At 34.5% G+C, this 19,254-nt stretch carries 17 protein-coding genes, 1 other RNA gene and 2 pseudogenes; 10 read left to right on the top strand and 10 right to left on the bottom strand.

The window, feature by feature from the left end; all coding sequences use genetic code 11:
• From BSU00_RS12960 to BSU00_RS12255, 7 genes are all read left to right on the top strand, one after another.
• Window positions 1-892: hypothetical protein (locus BSU00_RS12960; RefSeq protein ID WP_199176798.1), on the top strand; the 892-nt coding region annotated here is incomplete at its 5' end.
• Entirely contained in the window at window positions 850-1,650 is an 801-nt protein-coding gene (locus BSU00_RS12280) for a hypothetical protein (protein WP_105004633.1), read from the top strand. The genes BSU00_RS12960 and BSU00_RS12280, both read left to right, overlap by 43 nt.
• A gap of 13 nt (window positions 1,651-1,663) precedes the next feature.
• Window positions 1,664-2,734, top strand: coding sequence for a hypothetical protein (locus BSU00_RS12275; protein ID WP_105004632.1), 1,071 nt, complete (start codon window positions 1,664-1,666; stop codon window positions 2,732-2,734).
• A gap of 17 nt (window positions 2,735-2,751) precedes the next feature.
• Window positions 2,752-3,462 carry a hypothetical protein gene (locus BSU00_RS12270; protein ID WP_105004631.1) on the top strand — a complete coding sequence of 237 codons (711 nt, stop codon included), beginning with the start codon at window positions 2,752-2,754 and terminating at the stop codon, window positions 3,460-3,462.
• 83 nt (window positions 3,463-3,545) lie between these two features.
• The gene (locus BSU00_RS12265; protein ID WP_105004630.1) at window positions 3,546-4,247 is read left to right on the top strand and encodes a hypothetical protein; all 702 of its coding nucleotides are present in this window, start codon (window positions 3,546-3,548) and stop codon (window positions 4,245-4,247) included.
• The gene (locus BSU00_RS12260; RefSeq protein ID WP_105004629.1) at window positions 4,244-4,957 is read left to right on the top strand and encodes a hypothetical protein; all 714 of its coding nucleotides are present in this window, start codon (window positions 4,244-4,246) and stop codon (window positions 4,955-4,957) included. The genes BSU00_RS12265 and BSU00_RS12260 overlap by 4 nt, the downstream gene beginning before the upstream one ends.
• A 437-nt stretch (window positions 4,958-5,394) precedes the next feature.
• Entirely contained in the window at window positions 5,395-6,555 is a 1,161-nt protein-coding gene (locus BSU00_RS12255) for a gliding motility-associated C-terminal domain-containing protein (RefSeq protein ID WP_105004628.1), read from the top strand.
• A gap of 9 nt (window positions 6,556-6,564) precedes the next feature.
• On the opposite strand, the gene BSU00_RS12250 is transcribed toward BSU00_RS12255, so the two are convergent.
• Window positions 6,565-7,071 carry a DinB family protein gene (locus tag BSU00_RS12250; RefSeq protein WP_105004627.1) on the bottom strand — a complete coding sequence of 169 codons (507 nt, stop codon included), beginning with the start codon at window positions 7,069-7,071 and terminating at the stop codon, window positions 6,565-6,567.
• Window positions 7,072-7,288: 217 nt separating this feature from the next.
• Between BSU00_RS12250 and BSU00_RS12245 the strand changes: the two genes are divergently transcribed.
• A complete protein-coding gene (locus BSU00_RS12245; RefSeq protein ID WP_146104857.1) occupies window positions 7,289-7,966 on the top strand; it encodes a hypothetical protein in 678 nt (225 codons plus the stop codon).
• Between the two features lie 78 nt (window positions 7,967-8,044).
• Here BSU00_RS12245 and rny read toward each other — a convergent pair whose 3' ends face one another.
• The 4 genes from rny to BSU00_RS12225 form a co-directional block, all read right to left on the bottom strand.
• A complete protein-coding gene (rny, locus tag BSU00_RS12240; protein WP_105004625.1) occupies window positions 8,045-9,610 on the bottom strand; it encodes a ribonuclease Y in 1,566 nt (521 codons plus the stop codon).
• Window positions 9,611-9,656: 46 nt separating this feature from the next.
• Window positions 9,657-9,765: non-coding RNA, 6S RNA (ssrS, locus tag BSU00_RS12235), on the bottom strand.
• Window positions 9,766-9,821: 56 nt separating this feature from the next.
• Window positions 9,822-10,109, bottom strand: coding sequence for a cell division protein ZapA (locus BSU00_RS12230; RefSeq protein WP_105004624.1), 288 nt, complete (start codon window positions 10,107-10,109; stop codon window positions 9,822-9,824).
• Between the two features lie 12 nt (window positions 10,110-10,121).
• The gene (locus BSU00_RS12225) at window positions 10,122-10,412 is read right to left on the bottom strand and encodes a hypothetical protein (RefSeq protein ID WP_105004623.1); all 291 of its coding nucleotides are present in this window, start codon (window positions 10,410-10,412) and stop codon (window positions 10,122-10,124) included.
• Between the two features lie 147 nt (window positions 10,413-10,559).
• Here BSU00_RS12225 and BSU00_RS12220 point away from each other — a divergent pair, with 147 nt between their 5' ends.
• Together BSU00_RS12220 and BSU00_RS12215 are read left to right on the top strand one after the other, a co-directional pair.
• Entirely contained in the window at window positions 10,560-12,251 is a 1,692-nt protein-coding gene (locus BSU00_RS12220; protein ID WP_199176797.1) for a M23 family metallopeptidase, read from the top strand.
• 11 nt (window positions 12,252-12,262) lie between these two features.
• Window positions 12,263-14,705 (top strand): annotated as a pseudogene (locus BSU00_RS12215) (carboxypeptidase-like regulatory domain-containing protein).
• 42 nt (window positions 14,706-14,747) lie between these two features.
• Here the strand turns inward: BSU00_RS12215 and BSU00_RS12210 are convergent.
• From BSU00_RS12210 to cysS, 5 genes and pseudogenes are all read right to left on the bottom strand, one after another.
• Window positions 14,748-15,524 carry a hypothetical protein gene (locus tag BSU00_RS12210; RefSeq protein ID WP_105004622.1) on the bottom strand — a complete coding sequence of 259 codons (777 nt, stop codon included), beginning with the start codon at window positions 15,522-15,524 and terminating at the stop codon, window positions 14,748-14,750.
• Between the two features lie 100 nt (window positions 15,525-15,624).
• The gene (locus BSU00_RS12205) at window positions 15,625-16,284 is read right to left on the bottom strand and encodes a right-handed parallel beta-helix repeat-containing protein (protein WP_105004621.1); all 660 of its coding nucleotides are present in this window, start codon (window positions 16,282-16,284) and stop codon (window positions 15,625-15,627) included.
• Between the two features lie 137 nt (window positions 16,285-16,421).
• Window positions 16,422-17,284, bottom strand: a pseudogene (gene lgt, locus BSU00_RS12200) (prolipoprotein diacylglyceryl transferase).
• Between the two features lie 50 nt (window positions 17,285-17,334).
• On the bottom strand, window positions 17,335-17,586 hold the full coding sequence (gene yidD / locus BSU00_RS12195) for a membrane protein insertion efficiency factor YidD (protein ID WP_105004620.1): 252 nt from the start codon (window positions 17,584-17,586) through the stop codon (window positions 17,335-17,337).
• Window positions 17,587-19,065, bottom strand: coding sequence for a cysteine--tRNA ligase (gene cysS / locus BSU00_RS12190; protein WP_105004619.1), 1,479 nt, complete (start codon window positions 19,063-19,065; stop codon window positions 17,587-17,589). It lies immediately after the preceding gene.
• Window positions 19,066-19,254: the final 189 nt, after the last annotated feature.

Raw genomic sequence — 19,254 nt, 5'->3', positions numbered from 1 at the left:
CAATGCAAGTATTACTACCCCAAAAATTGGTTTCGATCAGGTTACACGAGATCAAATAAATCCCAATGTCGCAGGTACCGGTCTTACTCAAGCATCAGACGGTTCATTAGAAGTAGACCCTACAAATATTATTGGAGATAGTAATATTACCTCACCAAATAGTACCATTGATGTGGGAGGTGACGCAAACGCAATACTTGCTAATGTTCAATTGGATGTTGCCGATAATGCTATCACCCCAGCTAAAATAGTTTCGGGAGGTAACGATAAAGTATTAACCACTGATACAAGCGGCACAGTTACCTGGATTGATAAATCAGATTTCAATGCGGATGGATCGGAAACAAAAATTAATGACGGATCCAATACAACAGTCTCTGGAAACGGAACAACTGCAACGCCTTATTCAATTCAAGTTATAGCAAATGGCATTACAACAGTAGAACTTGCCGATAATGCTGTTACTACATCGAAAATCGTTAATGCCAATATAACCACTGAAAAAATTGGTAACGATCAAATTACTGCAACTAAGATTAATGCTGATGTTGCGGGTACTGGACTTATTCAAAATGCTACTACAGGGGCTTTAGAGGTGGACCCTACAACAATAACTGGAGATGGAAATATTACTTCTTCTGACCTTACTGTTACAGGTGGTACGGATGCTGCTTTTAACAATGTTACTCTTGAAATTACCGCCGGTGCCGTAGGTACTACTGAACTAGCTGATAACGCTGTTTCTACTGCTAAAATTGCTGACAACGGAGTAAACTCTATTAAAATCCAAGACGGAACTGTTGCTCCTGCTGACCTTGCTGATGGAACTGCTGCTGGACAATTATTACAATGGAATGGTACAAACTGGTACTTGTTGATGAAAGTGCTTTAAGCATTACTGAAGTTGATGGCGATGTAACCAACGAACTAGGTTCATATACTGATATGACAGCATCGGGTGCACAAAATAAAATTGGAGAGTATAAATCCTCTTCTAGCGCAACAGCTGTAGTCGTTAATGAAACTTTAACTAACATTACCCAAGCATCTGGTAACGAAACTTCAGATGTAACTGCTGGCGATGCTAGAACAATTGGTACTTATAAATCTGAAGATGGTACCGATGCAACTATAAACGAAACCGTAACCACGTTGTCGCAAGACACAGCATCAGGACAAATCACCTACACTAACGAAAGCAATACCACACAAACTGCTAATGTAGTAGCAGGGGAAACTGATAATAAGTTAACCGTGGGTGCAAATGGCGGTGCTTACTTTGCAGGACCAACTGTTACAGCTGCTGGTAAGGTAACTATGTCCTACAATAATGATACCTTTACAACATATGCTAGTCATACTGTAGCAAAAGAATACAACATAGCTACTGTAACAAGAATAGACGAAGGTGATTATGAAATTACATTCACAAATGCCATGGATGATATGAACTATATCATTCAACTAACTGTAAAAGACTGTGGTGGTAATTGTCCCGGAAATAGTAATTCCAATTATGACGATCCTGGTATTACTTATTACGATCAAACAGAAACAGGTTTCAAAGTTAATATTGGAGATAGTGATAATGGAACAAATCAAAAAGATGATATCGATTTAGAATTTATGTTTACCGTTATTGATTTTTAAGGATAAATAACATATGAAATATTTAAAATTATTCCTACTATTTTTTACAGCAACTAGTTTTGCCCAACTAGATGCAAATAGTTATACAATTGGTTTACCAAAGGTAGCTACAACTGCTGAAATGAATTCTATGACTGGAGTGCAAGAGGGTGCTATGCTGTATAATGAAGAACTAAAGGGAATATATATTTTTAACGGATCCAACTGGGGCTCTGCTAGTAAAACCAACTGGTTAATTACAGGTAACCTGGACGCTGATGACACTAACTTTTTAGGTACTATCAATGATGTAAAAATGCAGATAAGGTCTAATAACCTTCCCATGCTAGAATTTGGAAGACGTCAAACTCTTGGCTTAACACAAAATTACCCAGGCTATGAAAATAATGACCAACCTTTAGTTCATTTAAATGGTAATGGAGTAACCTCTGCTTTGCAATTTGCATCCCAAGGAGCAAACTTTTACAAGCCTATGTTTTTCACAACCGCCAATGGTAGTTTTCGTTTAAAAGGGAGTTCGGGTGGAACAGATCTTTTCGAAATTGGATCTGCTGGACCAAACAATGATGGTAGTTTAGAATTTATTATTGGTGACGATGGTGGAGAACCTATTATATTTAAAAGATACGATTACCGTCTAAGTGAGTTTTACACGGAGTTATTTCGAGTACAAGGAAGTAACAACACTGTAGATGCTAAACCACGATTTGGTATAAATATAAATCCACAACGTGAGACACTAGATCCAGACTATGATAATTCCGCTACCACTGGTGATTTTAAAATGGCTAACTCTACCCTTCAGGTTGGAGGGTCGATTTCCACGGCTATTATTCGTACAACTGGAAATTTAACTTTAACGGAAGAACATTACACGGTAATCATAACTGGTGCTCATAATATCACCCTACCAAGTGCCAATACATGTACCGGAAGAATCTATGTTATTAAAAATATTTCAGGGGGAAATAGAACTATCTCACCACCTTTTAAGAATTTAAACAATAATAATAATTCTGTATTGAATGAATCAAGTGTAAGATGGCTTCAAAGCGATGGTTTTGATTGGCAACAAATCAAATAAAAAACAACTAAAATTACATGAATAAAGCAATTGCTATCATAATTGTATTCCTTTTAACCATCAGTTCAAATGGGCAAACCCTTGACAAAAATTCGCTTATTGGATTACCCAAGGCTACTACAAACGAATTAGAAGCTTTACAAAACTTAACAGATACGGCTTCCAGGCCAGAACTTGGTAGCTTAGCATTTGACACGGATAAGGATAGAGTAATGCAATACACTACTGCTGGATGGAAGGAAGTGGTTACTGCTAGAAATATATACATGGATAGTTTTATCATTTCTAAAGCGGATGAAAACACCAATAAGGTAATCAATAGTCTTCCTTTTGTACCTACCCTTATTAAATTTGTGGCGTATACTAATGTGGAAAGTTTTGGTACCGATGATGATAATGGCGTCATAGAAAACGACGGAAACAATAACTTCGGCGTAAATAATACCTTTGGTTCACTTACCGGCTTTGCAAGACTAGATAATGACCCTGATACAATTGTGCAACAAGTTATTTACATCTCGGGTCACGGTAATTCTATTAATGATATTTCAAGATTTGCCAGTAATACCCATTGTATTGGCGCAAGGTATGGCGATCAAAACGGTAATAACTTAGGAAAAATTACAGCTTCCCTAGTTGCTTTTACGAACGACGGATTTACCTTAGATGTAGAATATAGCGATGGAACTGTTACCAATAATACCATTGGTAATATAGTAAGACCTTAGGATATCGATACTGAAAATCTCATCGTTATCTTTACTGCATTTAAGTAGTTAAAACAAGTACAGAAATAAAAAAAGAAAAGAAAATGAAAAAACTTACACTGCTTACTATATTTTTAAGTTTTCATGTATTTGGTCAAATAGATGCCAATTCCTTAATGGGAATTCCTCATACTACAGACACTGCGGAGATGAATGCTATTGAAAATGTTTCCGAGGGATCGATGATATACAATAAGGCTACGAAAAGCATGTATCTTTATGACGGTGAAAAATGGGTGCGTGGTAATAAAAATACTATAGGAGATATTAAATACAGTGCACAAACACAAGACCACAATGGTTGGTATTTACTTGATGGAAGAGCTACAACCTCCCTTTCTAATGAAGCAAAATTAAATGCCGAAAATATAGGTTTTTTAAGTAATCTACCAAATGCCGAAGATCGAGTACTGAAGCATCCTGCTTCGGGAGAAAGTATTGGAGATACCGGTGGGCAAGCAAGCACAGTTATATCTCAAGACAACCTACCAAACGTAACATTTTCAGGAATAACTGCTACGGCAGGAGCACATTCTCACACTATTAATAAATCACTAGATGATCAAAGAATATTTAATAATGTTGATGCCTCAAGAAATTTTTTTGGTGGTAATGGTACTTCTAATACAAGTGAAGATGGAGAGCATACACACACAGTAACAGTACAAAGCGGTGGAAATGATGAACCTATTGAGAACTACCAACCCTATTTGGTTTTTAATGTCTTTATTTATCTTGGGCTATGAGAATATTATTAATTATCATAACCATAATATTCTCAGTGAAAAGAGCGTTTACACAAGTTGAGGCTAATTCGCTACTCGGAGTACCAAGTTCTGCTAATATAACAGAATTAAACAATATTGCTGATGCGATGGAAGGGTCTATTGCCTTCAATAAAAGCGAAAAGAAACTTTATTTTTTTAATGGTTCCAGCTGGAATGCCATAGATTTAGATAAAAATAGTATTGGAGCCATCAAATACAGTGTAAAAGACAACGACCACGATGGATGGTATAAACTTAATGGAAGAAGTATAAATTCTCTTCCAAATACTGTAAAAAACAATGCAATATCCATTGGTTTTAACCCAGTGCTACCAAATGGAAGTAATAGAGTCCTAAAACATCCTTCTACAGCTGAAAATAACGGAGATACAGGTGGAGAGACAAATACAATTATACGACAAGAAAATCTTCCAAATATTGAGTTTAGTGGGATTACATCGGAAGATGGAAGACATAGCCACACAATAGCTAAATCTACAACCAATATTAAAATTCGATATTTTAGAGATGAGTTTATCAACTTTTTCGTAGATAATGGGAACTCAACTACAAATCAAAATGGTGCACACCAACACACTGTTGAAGTTAGTAGTGGAGGAAGTGGCACCCCTATTGAAAGATACCAACCCTATTTGGTGGTGAATACATTTGTTTATTTAGGAGAGTAAGCCATACTAAGAATTCCAAATTATTTTTTACTTAGATTCAAGACATTAAAATATGGATACAGCAAACAATGGCCACCTAAAAAGGTAGAACAATAATTAAAATATTTCAAAATCGAGAACAACGCAATAATTTTTTGGGGTCTGTAAAATAGTACAACAAGAATTATCATCGATAGATAAATGTCTTTTATCGAATAATTTATGCCTATTGTGGGTAAATAAAATACTTTTATCGTAGAATTAATTTAGGATAAAGTATACATTTAAGTTGCTTTTTTTTGCAGACTTTAAAAGAAAAAAACCAGTAGAATAATTAAAAAAAATATCACTACATTTGTAACCTTAAAATATAGTAAATTATTGATTATTAAATTTCTATAATACAATAATTACGATTAGAAACATTAGTAAAAATTACGAAGCAATACGGGGGTATTATGAAGAATTTTTTGTCTATGTTGGCTATGTGTATGTCTTTGTTCGCATACGCACAGACAGCTGTAAATAACTTTGGGAACTTCAAAATGCATGAAGATGCAAGCGTTGGATTTCACACCGATATAATAAATAACGGATCTTTAGATAACGATAACCAAGGATTTGCGGGTATCTACAGTACTAACGAGTTGAGAAGTATATCAGGGAATAACAGAGCTGTATTTTACAACGTAGAAATAGACGCTATTAATGACCTAGAATTGTATACCTCTTTAGGGGTTACCAATGAATTAAATTTTGAAAACGGCACAGTATACACTCCGAGAGATGGAGTAAACGTCTCCCTAAACTTTTTGAACGACAACGTTTATTTTGGAGCAAACAATACCAATCACGTAGACGGTTACGCTTCTGTATCACAATCGTATCAGTACACCTTTCCGGTTGGAGACAATAATTATTTGCGTCCTCTAGAAATCTTATGTGATGATAATACAATTACCTATCATGCTTCTTATAATTTCTACGACCCTAATACTCCTCCCTCTAACTTTAGCCAAGCATTTACTACTACAGACAAACAAATTTTTATTAACAAAATAAGTTCTGTTGAATTTTGGACACTTATAGGAACAGGAGAGGTACAAGCAACACTCACCTGGAATCCTAACAGTAAAATTGATGAACTAACTTCTGACCTAGAAACACTTCGCGTTGTAGGATGGAGTATTAGTGATAATAAATGGGTAGATTTAGGAGGTGTAGCATATGATGGCGATATGTTTAATGGAAAAGTTACCTCCGATTTGTTCATTCCAAATGCTTATGAGGTAATTACACTTGCATCAGGTTTCGGTGATGGAGACCTATCTAATGTCAATATCATTTTTACACCAAACAATGGTGACGATAAAAATGACACCTTGGTTTTTGAAGGTTTAGAAAAATATCAGAATAATAACTTAGTCATCTACAACAGGTGGGGAAGTGTCGTTTATACAGCTACCGACTATACAAATAATTGGCGAGGTAATTCTGAAGGAAAAATGACCATCAATGAAGACGATGATTTACCAGTAGGCACCTATTTTTACACCTTAGAATTACGCAATGACAACGTAGAATTATCAAGAAAAGGTTGGATATACATCCACCGATAAAAATAACATCTACCTATTTACTTCTTCTTGTAACTTTATACGTGGTGAGGTTGGATTGTAGCCAAAATCTTTATCGGGTAAAGCAATTCCTAACTGATGTATTATAAAACCAATGGTAGCAAAGTGATGAATGGCATGACTATTTGCCTGCGCTAGTGTAGCCTCTAGGGTATACTTCATAGTAACTTTACCCAATCCTAAATCATCAATTACATAAACCAATTGGTTTAAGTCTTTATCTTTTATGGCCTCTAGTTTCTGTAAGGTTATTTCAAAATAGTGAAGCCCATCTGCTATGTATTTTTCTGCATGCTCATTTCTCTTTCTATTTGTAAAATCAATAGTCAGATCATCCATACCATCAAAAATGCAAGTAAACATATCAAGAACATGACGCATATGTGTTCCTATACTTGAATAGTATGGTGGAATACTTTGGTCTTTATATTGCATCTCTGTAATGCTATTTAAAAGTTGTATACCACGCTGAAGATTTTTAGCAATTGCGGCAATCATATATTTTCATAATTATTATAGTCAAGGCTAAATATAGTATTTTTTTTAAGTTAGAAGCAAAAAAAAACCACTTTATAAGCTACTAAATAACAAGTGTTTGATACTTTTAAAAACCTTAGAATCATCTTCAAATATTTTTTGGCATACAATTTGAAATCTTGAATTGTATAATTTGAGCCTCGAATATCAAATAAGTAGTAACCTAAACCCAAAAAAGATGAAAACAAAAGTATTATTTCTAGTAGTCGCACTATCGGTGTTTGCAACCTCAGCGAATAGTGTAAATAACGAATATGCAAATACAACTGCGACATATCGCAATTCTAACGCTATAACATTTGTGGAAAGAGGAATTAAATTTTATGTTTTTACCAATGGAAACTTTGACTTCAATTCTCGTTATAGAAACAATAAATATGATGCATATAATGAAAGAAGAACAAACGGTAACCGTGGCATTCGTATTGTTAGAGATTATAATGGAAAAATAAGAAGAGTTGGGAATGTTTTTATAAATTATGATTACCGAGGAAATGTAACCCGAATTGGAAATATTTTCATGAGGTACAGAAGAGGGAAATTAGTGAGAATAGGAAACATGAATGTTCGCTATGATCGATGGGGTGATTTTTATTGCAATGGAAACATACGAAACAATAATCCTTTCGGAAATCCTTTTTATACCGATATAAATTTGCATTTTGGTCCTGTTTATAACTACGATAATAGTTTATTTTACAGCAATGACTTTACACGAAAGTATCGCAAATACAGAGAGGATAAAGATTATTACTATTATAAATCAAAAACAGCTAATAAAAATAAAGAACAAATAATTCGTAGAAAAAAAAACAAAGAGAGCGATACAAATAGAGCCAATACCTCTAGAAGATAAAACAAGAATATTCTACATAAAAAACAAAAGCGATGCGCTTTTGTTTTTATGTTAAATTGAAATAAGGGTATGCTTGTCTTACTTCGCTACATTAACCGATCTTGTTTCCCTAATAACCGTAACTTTTACTTGTCCTGGATAGGTCATATCATTTTGGATTTTTTGTGAGATATTAAAAGATAACTCGGCAGCTTTTGTATCATTAACCTTAGTACTTTCTACCATGACACGTAACTCTCTACCAGCCTGAATCGCATATGCTTTTTGCACACCACTAAAGCCAAATGCTATATCTTCTAAATCTTTCAGACGTTGAATATAGCTATCTAGTACTTGTCGTCTTGCTCCAGGACGTGCTCCTGAAATAGCATCACATACTTGAACAATGGGAGCAATCATACTTTTCATCTCTATTTCATCGTGGTGTGCACCAATAGCATTACAAACATTTCCTTTTTCACCATACTTTTCGGCCCATTGCATCCCAAGTAAGGCGTGTGGTAATTCACTTTCTGTCTCTGGCACTTTACCAATATCGTGGAGTAATCCTGCTCGCTTGGCAGCTTTCACATTAAGCCCCATTTCTGCAGCCATAATACCACATAAATTGGCAACCTCTCTAGAGTGCTGTAGTAAATTCTGACCATAAGACGAACGGTATTTCATTCTACCAACGGTTTTGATTAATTCAGGATGTAGACCATGAATACCTAAATCAATAACAGTTCGCTTCCCTACTTCAATTATTTCTTGGGTAATTTGTTTTTCTGTTTTACGAACAATTTCTTCAATTCTTGCAGGGTGAATTCTACCATCGGTCACTAATTTGTGCATGGAAAGCCTGGCAATTTCTCTACGAACTGGATCAAAGCAAGATAAAATAATAGCTTCAGGAGTATCGTCTACGATGATCTCAACACCAGTTGCAGCCTCTAAAGCTCTAATATTACGCCCCTCTCTACCAATAATTCTTCCTTTAACATCATCCGACTCTAAATTGAATACAGAAACACAATTCTCTACAGCTTGCTCTACTCCAACTCTTTGTATAGTGTTTAAAACAACTTTTCGAGCTTCTTGCTGGGCAGTCATTTTCGCTTCTTCAATGGTAGTTTGCACAAAACTCATAGCATCTGCTTTTGCTTCTTCCTTTAAGGATGCAACTAACTCTGTTTTTGCCTCATCGGCAGAAAGACCAGAGATTTGCTCTAACATATCCACGTGGCGTAAGTGTAACTTTTCCACTTCAGCCTGTTTCTTCTCCACAAATTGAAGTTTGTAATCAAAATCCGATTCTTTCTTCTGAATTTCTCTATTGAGTTTTTTGTTCCTATCTAACTCAGAAGACACCTGACTCTCCTTATCGCGAACTCTTTTTTCAATATCCGATACTTTCTTTTCTCTAGATAAAATTACTTTTTCGTGCTGTGCTTTTAGCTCGATAAACTTCTCTTTTGCTTGTAATATCTTATCTTTCTTGATCGCATCGGCCTCTACTTTTGCTTCTTTAAGTATCGCTTTTGCTTCTTTTTGTGTTTCTTGAATTAACTTATTTGCCTTCGTTTTTTCCAGCATTTTAGCAATAATAAATCCAATTGCTAAACCTATAATTCCTGCTAAAACAGGAAATAATACTCCTTCCATAATTTTTATTTGGTTGTATAAAAAACCTACATTAATAAGGTTTTATAAACTCCTGTTAAACAGGTTTAGGACTAACTGATTCCTCAAGGATCCAGAACAGAGCTGGCACACTTTACTAATCAAGACTTATCCTTTTTAATCTAATAGTGTTGAGTTTATTAAACAATGTACTAATGTAGGCAGTATATTAATAATTAAATTTTAAAGAACGTTATAATTGAGCGTCTAACAAATCGTTTAGCTCTTGTATTTTTTGTAATGCTTCATTTTCTTGCACCGCTTTTTTCATGCTTATAATTTCTAGTTTTGAAGCAAATTGCAATGCACTCATCGCCAAAACATCTTGTTTATCTGCTACCGCATAGTTTTGTTCAAATTCAGCAATTAATTCGTTAATATTTTTAGCTGCTTTGCGCATACCTTCCTCTTCTTCCGTATCGTTAACACTTAAGGGATACGTCCTACCAGCTATTACCACATTAACTTTTAATTTTGTCATGTTAAAGAACGATTATGTGCTCAAGAGTTTGACACAGTTATCAATTTCTCTAATTAAAGCATTTATTTTTAATTTTGTGTCTTTTGTGTTTTCGCTACTGCCATTAATAGTTTTCGCAATTTTAAGTAATTTGTATTCTTGCTCCTTAATTACTAACTGTTGCTCCTTCTCCGCTACTAAATGCAATAATCTTGAATTATCTTGAAACAAAATCTTATTTTCTTCTTGTAAGAATTCGTATTTGGAAAGTAACTCTTTAAGTTTAACTTCCAGCAATTCAATTGCTTCCTTAGTATTATTCATCTAGAATGGAGAATGTAACTATTTCCACAAAGTTATCAATATAGATGAAGTAAACAAAATTTTTAATAGTTTTTAGTTGTATTTGCACAACAGACTTCAAAAGCATTATGAAATATTTTAGTAGTTTTGTTAAAAACTATTGCCATTTTGAAATTTTACACACTAACCTTTCTTCTTTTATGTAATTTAATTTGTTCTGCCCAAGAAAAGTATCCACGCGATTATTTTGCTCCACCTCTAAAAATACCAATCGTGCTATCGGGAACTTTTGGAGAATTACGAAGCAACCACTTTCATTCCGGAATTGATATTAAAACGCAAGGAAAAGAGGGAATTCCGATCTACGCTCCTGCTGACGGATTCGTTTCAAGAATAAAAATAGGACAGTACGGCTTTGGTAAAGCATTGTATATGAAACACCCAAATGGATATACTACTGTATATGCACATCTTCAAAAATTTGAACCATCCCTGGAGGAATATATTAAAGCAGCACAATACAAAAAACAAAAATACGCTGTTGGTAATCTCTTTCCAGACACGTTACAATTCGCATTTAAGAAAGGAGAACTACTAGGATATACCGGTGATACTGGTAGTTCCGGTGGTCCACATCTTCATTACGAAATACGAGACTCTAAAACAGAGCACATTATCAACCCACTACTTTTTGGAATTACGCCAAAAGACAACCTAAAACCAACGATGCGTAAGGTAATTGTTTACCCACTGTCTGCAGATGCTACAATAAACAATACACATCAAAAAACAAGTTTAGAATTAAAGGAAATTAGTACTGGGAATTTTATCACCAACAGAATAGAGGCTGCGGGAACAATTGGTTTTGGGGTTAGTGTCTTTGACCAACTAAATGGGGCTGCAAATAAAAATGGAATTTTTAGCCTAGAAATGAAGGTAAACGGAAGTAGGGTGTATTATCATGATGTTGAAACCTTCTCCTTTAGTGAAAGTAAATACATTAATTTGCTAATTGACTATGCCCATTATAAAAGATACAAACAACGATTCCAAAAAACACACAAGTTCGACAACAATAAACTCAGTTTATACAAAGATTTAATCAACGATGGAAAACTGGAGGCGGTAGCGCAAACATCCTACAACGTTGAAATTATTGCGAAAGATATCAATGGTAATGAAGCGCGCATCAAAATACCTATTAAGGGAGTTACTAGCAAGCAAAATTTCCAGGCTAATGACAGTACAAATTACAAAATTATCGCTACCAAATTTGCTAAATTTTCGAAGGAAAATGTCACAATTGCATTTCCTAAAAACACATTTTATGAAGATCAGTATATCGATTTCAAAGTTAATAATGGTCTAATTCAAGTGCATAATACCACTATTCCTTTAGACAAGCGATATACCTTAACCATTGGCACTGAAAGGTTAAACGCTGCGCAAAAAAACCACGTCTACATTGCTAATGTAACCAACGCAAAATATCCAAGGTATGTAGCTACGAAAAAAAAGGAAAATAAGGTCTATACCTCCACCAAAGCATTAGGGGATTACAAATTAATGTTTGATTACGAAGCCCCCGAAATAGCATTGCTTAATTTTTATGACGGACAATGGATTTCTAACAACAAGACCCTGAAAGTGAAAATTAAAGATAGCGAATCAGGAATAAAAAATTACCGAGCAACCCTTGATAATAAGTGGATATTGATGGAGTTAAATCACAAAAAAGGAATATTAACCTATAACTTTAAAGATAAACCCTTGGTAGGCAGCAAACATATTTTTAACATTGTAGTTTCTGACAATGCAGGAAATACCAAAACGTTAAAAGCGACGTTTTACAAAAAGTAAACAAATCTATTTTGAAACAACTAATCATACTACTTTTATTTCCGGCGTTTCTCCTTGCGCAAAATAAAGCGGTTATAAAAGGGACGATAACCAATAAAGACAAAACCCCAATAGTAGGTGTGGCTATTACCTATCTAGGAAAAGGTACCGCTACGGACGAAAATGGATCGTACCAACTTATAATCCCAATAAAAAAACAGTATTGGTAACTTTTAGTCATATTTCTTATAAAAAAGTGTCTAAACAGTTCACTGCAAGAGGTAAAAAAACATTTACTTTCTCTCCAGTTCTTGAAAGTATTAGTGAAAATTTAGAAGAGGTTACCGTTAAAAATTATAAAAATGAAGCGGAGGGAATTACTAAAATAAAACCGCAAAAGATCCAAAATATTATTGGAGCAAATGCAGGGGTTGAAAATATTTTGATGACACTTCCTGGAGTGAGTAACAACAACGAACTAAGCACTCAGTACAATGTAAGAGGTGGTAATTTTGACGAAAACTTAGTGTATGTTAACGGCATCGAAATTTATCGCCCTTTTTTGATCCGTTCAGGACAACAAGAAGGACTTAGTTTCGTGAATTCTCACATGGTTAAAAACATAAATTTTTCAGCAGGTGGTTTTCAAGCGAAGTACGGCGACAAATTATCCTCTGTTTTAGATATTACCTACCGAACGCCGAAAACTTTTGCTGCGCAAGTAGACCTTAGTCTCTTAGGAGGGAGTATTACTGTAGAAGACACCTTTGCCAAAAACAAGTTACGCGCAATACTCGGGATTCGATACAGGGATAATAGCTTATTTGTTAATAGCAAACAAACTGAAGTAAATTTCCGTCCACAGTTTACCGATGCACAAACTTTTATTTCTTACGAAGCTAGTGAAAAATTCACTTTAAATTTTTTGGGAAATTTTTCATTAAACAATTACAACTACAAGCCATTAACCAGAAAAACCAGATTTGGAACTATTGCTAACCCTTTGGAATTAATTGTTTTTTACCAAGGACAAGAACAAGATCAATTTTTAACTTTATTCGGAGCATTTTCTGGAACTTACAAGGTAAATGAAGACTTTACAATTACCACTACCATTTCTTCCTTCAACACCCAAGAAGAAGAATATTTTGATATTGCTGCGAGTTATAATCTTGGAGAAGTAGATGCTAGCATTGGATCTGAAAACTTTGGAGAGGTTGCATTTTCGCAGGGAATAGGTGCACAAATAAACCATGCTAGAAACGATTTAGACGCCCTTATAAGTGCCGCACAAATTAGGGCTACACATAGAGATGGAAACAACGAATGGAAAGCTGGTATGAAGTTCCAAACAGAAAACATAAAAGATCGCATTAACGAATGGGAGGTTATTGATTCTTTAGGCTTTTCGGTAAGACCTCCTTTTCACAGTTCGAACAACCAACCTTACGAACCATTTACTGGCGAAATTGAACCCTATCAAAACGTCAGAGCAAAAAACAATATAGACATACAAAGACTTAGTGGATTTGTTCAATTTTCAAGAAAAACAAATTGGAAAGAACACCAAATTTGGTTTAACATGGGAATTCGAGGCCATTGGTGGAATGTGGCAACCCAAGAGCAAGGCTCCCAAAGTCATTTTGTTTTTAGCCCAAGAGCGCAATTTGCAATAAAACCAAATTGGGAAAAAGACATGCTTTTTAGAATATCCGGAGGCTGGTATGCCCAACCCCCGTTTTACAAAGAACTTCGTGACTATGACGGTGTAATTCATCCGGAGGTTAGCGCGCAAAAATCAATTCATGCAGTAGCTGGAAATGATTACAGTTTTACACTCTGGAATCGTCCTTTTAAACTCACTACGGAGGTATACTACAAAAATATCACGGACGTAAATGCGTATTCGGTAGATAACGTTCGAATTCGCTACAGAGCAGATAATGTAACCAAGGCCTATGCCTATGGTGCAGATATTCGTATTAATGGTGAATTTGTACCAGGTAGTGATAGTTGGTTTAGTTTTGGGTATCTAAAAACGGAGGAAAATATTGCAAATCAAGGGTATATCGCGAGACCTACAGACCAACGTTTAAAATTTGGTGTATTGTTTCAAGATTACGTACCGAATCTACCAGATTTAAAAGCATATTTAAATATCGTTTACAATACTGGCTTCCTGGAGGAGCTCCTGCCTATGCCGATGTTTATGCCTACCAAAGTAGACTTAATGATTATCGAAGAGCAGATTTAGGAGTATCTTATATACTTCAGGATGCCAATAAGAAAAGTCCGAACAGGTTTTTAAAAAACTTTAAAGAGTTAACCCTAGGATTGGAGTTGTTTAATGTATTTGATATAAGAAATTCTATCACGAATACCTGGGTTAGAGATGCCTACAGTAAAGTTCAGTATGGTATACCCAATTACATGACAGGAAGAGTTTTAAACTTTAAGGTAAATATGAAACTGTAATTAAAACACAATTAGAAACACCATTTATTGTCCTTTTTAACTTTACAAGAGTATCACCCTTGAATCCTTTCCGGTAATCGATTTAAACTTCCCTACAATTTTAGAAGCTTGATTATTATAATAATTCTCATAATAATTAAATTTATAAGAACCTATATTTTGTAATTTCCCCTCAAATCCTCTCGTTGAATTTGTTTTATCGTAGTAACCAATCGCTACCCCACCAATCGATCTAAATTTGCCGTAATAACTTGCCAATTCTGAGTTCGTATATTTGTTGTAATAGACAATTTTAGTATCCGAAATAGCCGAAATTTTACCCTGATATCCTGCTCTAACATTAGAATCGTAATTTATATGATAACTAATATTAATACCATTTATACTTTTTAATTTCCCAACAATACCTATAGTACTATTATTCCCTATGCGTAAATTATATTCAATTTTAACACCATCAACACCACAAACCTCACCTACTATTCCTGCCCGAGAATAATTAGAATAGTTTTTACAATATTCAATATTGGAGTAGTCACGGACGTATAACTGTACCCCTCCTGCAAGTTGTACTGCTTTAAAGTTAAAGTTCGAATTTTGAGGATTTTGCATAAAATATTTAGCCTTATCAGCAGACTGGAACACGTATACTTTTTCAATACTACCGGAAGAATGACCTACCTTAAATACCGTACTACCTTTTTTGATATAGACCGATCCAAGTATTCCATTATCTTTATCTACATTTACAGATAAATCTTGACTAAAACTCAGTAAAGGAAATAAAAAAATGATTCCTAAAAGATTGAAAAATTTCATGATAACAGTAATTTAAATTAAAAAATATAACGAACGAAAAACAACATAATGCCTTTGTTTAATATAAGTAGAAACAAAAACAATGCCATTAAAAAAAAGACTAGAGCTTTCTTTCGAAAGTATTGTCTTTGGTATAATCGTTAAGGAACTGACCAGGATCAGACTCCATAATATCTGCTTTTCGATTGTTGTAAAATTTATTGTTAGATACTTTTAGATTTGCGCCATCCCAAGAAGAAAGACCATAAGTACAATTGTAAAATTCATTATTCTCAATAATTGCATTTGTTACTCTTACTAGGCTTAAACCAAAATATCCAGAACCATCAAACTTAACATCACGGATAATTAAATCAGAAGCGTCATAAAACTCGATACAATTTTGTGAACACCACTCGCCAATTTCATGAACAACTAAAATATTAGATAACTGTACATTGGTAACATTTCTAAACTGCACAACTGGTATATCCAACAATGCTACTAAAGCGGTGTTGTTTCCGATTATTTTAATGTTATTCAAATTCGAAACAAGGAGCGAACTTGTTAACTCTACTTTTCCGGAGGAAACATATAATGTTTCATTATTTTGAAGCAAACCAAATGCCTCTTGTAATCCCATAATAGCGCTAAAGCTTCCATCGGAAGACTGAATTATGGCCTGACCTGGTGGTGCATTAGAAAGTAAAGAGGTAATAGACACACTACATGATTGCGTCAAGAAAATGAGAATAGTAATGAGGCATGCCTTTAATTTCATAATCGTAATATTAATCTAAATGCTATCCATATAACGGTTAATACTTTGTTACTTCTAAAAATACAAAAGCATAGAACTAGAAGTTGAATTAAAAGGTAAACACCAAAAAACCCAAGCTGAATGGCTTGGGTTTTACTTTATTCTGTAATGGTATTCTTACTTCGCAATACTAACCAAATGCCAATTCCCACAAGCGGAATACTCAGAACTTGCCCAGTATTTAGGGAATTAAATACCCAATCCTCTCTGCCGGCAACCTGTGGTTCTTTTAAGAACTCGATAAAAAATCGTAGCGACCACAAAACAATCATAAATACACCAAACAAAAAACCGGATTGGTGTTTTTTATCGGTCTTCCAGTAATAATACCACAATACGAAGAACAAGGCCAGATAACTAAAAGCCTCAAATAATTGGGTTGGGTAACGAGCTACAGTCTCCCCTGCTCTTTTAAAGATAACACCGAAACTTGTTCCTGTTGGTTTCCCATAAATCTCAGAGTTAAAAAAATTACCAGTTCTTATAAAAAACCAGCAAGCGCAACCATAATAGCAAGTCTATCTAGAATAAACAGCCAAGGCTTCTGTAAATGTTTTTTGGCATAAAAATACAATGCAATAGGAATTGCAATGGCGGCTCCATGGGAAGCAAAACCCGTAAAACCAGTAAATTTCCATCCTTTTAGCATGCCAAAAAGTGCGGTTGCACCCTCTTGTTTTTTAATAGGCAAAAATATTTCTAACAGATGATTTTGGTAATAATCCCAACTGTAAAAGAAAACATCTCCAAGACGCATTCCCACTAACATCGAAATAAAAACATACATAAAAAGTGGATCGAGTTTTTCTACCGATATCTTATCTTCTATGAAAATCTTTTTCATAAAATGAAGTCCAAGAAGGAATGCTAAAACAAACATTAAACTATACCATCGGATACCAAAACTACCTATTTTAAAAATTTCAGGATCTTGATCCCAAACTATGGATAAAAAAGTCATATATACTATTTATTTTTTTAGTGAAACTAACCAAAATTAGGTTAATGTTTTTATTTGTTATTGTTTTTTTTATCTCTTTTTTCGGGTACAGGATCATAGCCACATCCGCCCCATGGGTGACAACTAAAAATACGTTTTATTGCTAACCAACCTCCATAAAACAACCCGTGCCTTTGTAAAGCCTCTATTGTATACTGCGAGCACGTTGGTGAATACCTACATGTTGATGGGGTATACGGCGATATTGCGAGTTGGTAAAATCGAACCAATAAAACAAATGGATATATTAAAATTTGTCTCATTTACTGTATCGTAAAAGTTGTCCCTTCTCTTCCGTCTTTTAATTGAATTCCTAAGGCAAGTAATTCATCTCTAATTTTATCAGAAAGTGCCCAGTCTTTATTTTCTCTCGCTTCTTTTCTAAGTTTAATTAACAATGTTACCACCCCATCAATTTTAGTAGAAGCTGATTGTTCTTCTCCTTTAACTAAACCTAAAATATCAAAAACAAAGGCGTGCAAGGTTTCTTGCAATAGAAGCTTATCTTCAGAAGTGATATCTGCTTTATTATCTTTTAAAAGATTTATATACTTAACTGCTTCAAACAAATGAGAAATCAAAACAGGAGTGTTAAAATCATCGTTCATAGCATCATAACACTTTTTTCTCCAATCGTGTACATTGAAAGAAGATGCTTTCCCTGTGGAAATATTTTTAAGGGAACGAATGGCCTCCATTAATTTATTATATCCCTTTTCGGAAGCTAATAAAGCGTCGTTTGAAAAATCTAAAATACTTCGGTAATGTGCTTGCATATTAAAAAAGCGAACCACTCCTGCAGTAAATGCTTTTGGTAAAATTTCATTATTTCCCGTTAATATCTCTTCCGGCAATATAAAATTACCTGTAGACTTCGCCATTTTCTGTCCATTGAGCAGCAACATATTGGCGTGCATCCAGTAGTTTACTGGCTGTACTCCAGAACAAGTATGTGATTGGGCTATTTCACATTCATGATGTGGGAATTTTAAATCCATACCACCGCCGTGAATATCAATTTGATCCCCTAAATATTTAGAGCTCATAGCAGAACACTCTAAATGCCACCCAGGAAAACCATCACTCCAAGGAGAAGGCCACCGCATAATATGACGTTCATCTGCTTTTTTCCACAAAGCAAAATCTTGTGGATTCTTTTTATCCGATTGGCCGTCAAGAGCTCTAGTATTGTGAATTGCGTCCTCTACCGTTCTTCCAGACAAAACACCGTAATTGTGGTCTTCGTTATATTTTAATACGTCGAAGTATACCGAGCCATTTACTTCATAGGCAAATCCTTTATCCAAGATCTCCTTAATCATTTCAATTTGCTCTACAATATGACCGGTTGCAGTAGGTTCAATACTCGGTGGTAAAAAATTATATTTTGCAGCTACTGTATGAAAGTCTACAGTATAGCGCTGCACAACCTCCATGGGCTCTATTTGTTCTAATCTTGCTTTTTTTGCTATTCTATCCTCTCCTTCATCTGCATCATTTTCTAAGTGACCAGCATCGGTAATATTTCGTACATAGCGTACTTTATACCCTAAATGCAATAAATAACGAAAGACCATGTCAAAAGACATAAAGGTTCTAATATTACCAAGATGAACGTTACTATATACCGTAGGACCACATACATACATTCCAACGCTACCCTCTGTTATGGGTTTAAAAACCTCTTTACTTTTTGATAATGAGTTGTATATCTTTAACTGATTCTCTTCGAATAATTCCATAAAAAACTAGTAATTACAAGCGATAAAGATAGCTACTTTATAAGAAATAAAGAAATGGATATTGATATATGTTAGGTAAAAAAACTAAAAATTAGACTTAGGTTTTTTTCAAATATAATTGCAACCCTAACTAATAATACCATGCAAAATCGAAATCTTTTAAAAAGGAATACAATCCTACAGTTTTTA

The sequence above is a fragment of the Tenacibaculum sp. SG-28 genome (genome assembly GCF_002954385.1).
In the GTDB taxonomy this organism is placed as follows: Bacteria; Bacteroidota; Bacteroidia; order Flavobacteriales; family Flavobacteriaceae; genus Polaribacter.
Note: the sequence above shows the minus strand (reverse complement) of the source record. Positions and strands in the feature narration are given on the sequence as shown.

Coding starts and splice junctions, on each gene's coding strand:
- BSU00_RS12280 (WP_105004633.1), top strand. CDS start 850: ATGGAATGGTACAAACTGGTACTTGTTGATGAAAGTGCTTTAAGCATT.
- BSU00_RS12275 (WP_105004632.1), top strand. CDS start 1,664: ATGAAATATTTAAAATTATTCCTACTATTTTTTACAGCAACTAGTTTT.
- BSU00_RS12270 (WP_105004631.1), top strand. CDS start 2,752: ATGAATAAAGCAATTGCTATCATAATTGTATTCCTTTTAACCATCAGT.
- BSU00_RS12265 (WP_105004630.1), top strand. CDS start 3,546: ATGAAAAAACTTACACTGCTTACTATATTTTTAAGTTTTCATGTATTT.
- BSU00_RS12260 (WP_105004629.1), top strand. CDS start 4,244: ATGAGAATATTATTAATTATCATAACCATAATATTCTCAGTGAAAAGA.
- BSU00_RS12255 (WP_105004628.1), top strand. CDS start 5,395: ATGAAGAATTTTTTGTCTATGTTGGCTATGTGTATGTCTTTGTTCGCA.
- BSU00_RS12250 (WP_105004627.1), bottom strand. CDS start 7,071: ATGATTGCCGCAATTGCTAAAAATCTTCAGCGTGGTATACAACTTTTA.
- BSU00_RS12245 (WP_146104857.1), top strand. CDS start 7,289: ATGAAAACAAAAGTATTATTTCTAGTAGTCGCACTATCGGTGTTTGCA.
- rny (WP_105004625.1), bottom strand. CDS start 9,610: ATGGAAGGAGTATTATTTCCTGTTTTAGCAGGAATTATAGGTTTAGCA.
- BSU00_RS12230 (WP_105004624.1), bottom strand. CDS start 10,109: ATGACAAAATTAAAAGTTAATGTGGTAATAGCTGGTAGGACGTATCCC.
- BSU00_RS12225 (WP_105004623.1), bottom strand. CDS start 10,412: ATGAATAATACTAAGGAAGCAATTGAATTGCTGGAAGTTAAACTTAAA.
- BSU00_RS12210 (WP_105004622.1), bottom strand. CDS start 15,524: ATGAAATTTTTCAATCTTTTAGGAATCATTTTTTTATTTCCTTTACTG.
- BSU00_RS12205 (WP_105004621.1), bottom strand. CDS start 16,284: ATGAAATTAAAGGCATGCCTCATTACTATTCTCATTTTCTTGACGCAA.
- yidD (WP_105004620.1), bottom strand. CDS start 17,586: ATGAGACAAATTTTAATATATCCATTTGTTTTATTGGTTCGATTTTAC.
- cysS (WP_105004619.1), bottom strand. CDS start 19,065: ATGGAATTATTCGAAGAGAATCAGTTAAAGATATACAACTCATTATCA.